A 1,789-nucleotide genomic window follows, 5' to 3' on the forward strand; every position below is an offset into this window, starting at 1 on the left:
AAGCCGGCGCGGGGCGAGCACGCCGCGTACGCGGGCGTAATCCGGCAGGCCGTTGCGGTAGGGGGGATAGTCCTCGCCAGCGATCAGCGGGCGGAGGTAGCGGCGGCAGGCATCGGTGATATCGAAACCGTCCTCGCTGATGTAGGCCGCCGGCATGCTCGCCTCCCTGTTGGCGACATCCGCGAGCTGGGCCTCGCCGACCTCCCACTGGTAGGGCTCATCGGAGAGACGGTGGATGGTCGGCATCACCCCGTTGCGGCCGGCGAGCGCCATCTCCACCGCCGCGCGACCGAGGGCGTACGCCTGTTCCACGTCCGTCGCGGAGGCAATGTGGCGCGCGGCACGCTGGAGGTAGTCCGCCACCGCGTAGTGGTACTTGTAGCCGAGTTCCGCCTTGATCAGCGACGCCACCACCGGCGCGACCCCGCCGAGCTGGGTGTGACCGAAGGCGTCGGTGCTGCCCTGGTCGGAGAGGAAGGTGCCGTCGGCATGGCGCACGCCCTCGGAGACCACCACCACACAGTAGCCGTGGCGCTCCACCGCGTCATGTACCCGCGCCAGGAAGGCCTCGCGGTTGAAGGCCACTTCCGGCAGCAGGATGACGTGGGGCGGGTCGCCCTCTTCCTCGCGGGCCAGCCCCGCGGCCGCGGCGATCCAGCCCGCGTGCCGGCCCATGGTCTCGAGCACGAAGACCTTGGTGGAGGTCTCGGCCATGGAGCGCACGTCGAGCCCGGCCTCCCGGGTGGCCACGGCGATGTACTTGGCCACCGAGCCGAAGCCGGGGCAGGTGTCCGTGCCGGGGAGGTCGTTGTCCACCGTCTTGGGGATGCCGATACAGGTCACCGGGTGGCCCAGGCGCTCGCCGATCTGAGAGACCTTGTAGGCGGTGTCCTGGGAGTCGCCGCCGCCGTTGTAGAAGAAGTAGCCGATGTCGTGGGCCTCGAAGACCTCGATCAGGCGCTCGTACTCGGCGCGGTTCTCCTCCAAGCCCTTGAGCTTGTAGCGTGCCGAGCCGAACGCCCCCGCCGGGGTGTGGCGCAGCGCGGCGATGGTCTCGGCCGACTCCTCGCCGGTGTCGATGAGCTCCTCGTGGAGTGCCCCGAGGATGCCCGCCTTGCCGGCGTAGACGGTGCCGATGGCGTCCGGGTGGGCGCGCGCGGTCTCGATGACGCCACAGGCGGTGGCGTTGATGACGGCGGTCACACCGCCTGACTGGGCATAGAAGGCATTCCTGGCGCTCATGGGCGGGGTACTCCGGTTATCTCGACAGCCGCGTAAGCCGCGGGATTCTACTAAGAAACCGCTCGGCGAATCGATAGTGTCGCCGACCGGCCACCGGTTCCACCGGTCAGGCGGGCCATACGGCGGGCCAGACGAAGAGCAGCGCCAGACCGGCGGCCAGGAGGAGCCCCCGCAGTGGCAGCGGCCGCCGCGCGATGAGGCCGTAGCTCACCGCGGCGAGGGCGACGGCGATACGCAGGAACGCCGCCAGGGCGGCGAGCGGCGTGTCCACCAGCGCCAGAAGCGCCGGGCTCGCCACCATCGCCAGCGGGATGAGGTACAGCCCCACGCCCAGTGCCATGGCGCGCACGGCGACGCGGAGCCAGTTCTCGCCGGCCATCCCGGCGGCGATGAACACCCCGCCGCAGACCGGCGGGGTGATCGTCGAGAGCAGCGCATACCAGAACACGAACAGGTGCGCGAGCAGCGGCGCCACGCCCAGGTCGTGCAGCGCCGGCCCGGCCACCGACACGCAGATGACATAGGCCGCCGTCGTGGGCACCTCCAT

2 protein-coding genes are annotated in these 1,789 nt (G+C 70.5%); both read right to left on the reverse strand.

Annotated features, from left to right (window positions below; all coding sequences use genetic code 11):
• A partial coding sequence (locus G7A99_RS06770) for a 6-phosphofructokinase (protein WP_163139280.1) occupies nt 1-1,242 on the reverse strand: 1,242 nt, incomplete at its 3' end.
• 106 nt (nt 1,243-1,348) lie between these two features.
• Nucleotides 1,349-1,789, reverse strand: a 441-nt coding sequence (locus tag G7A99_RS25270) for a TRAP transporter large permease subunit (RefSeq protein ID WP_240466146.1), incomplete at its 5' end; no start/stop codon positions are given.

This window comes from Arhodomonas sp. KWT (assembly GCF_010993615.1).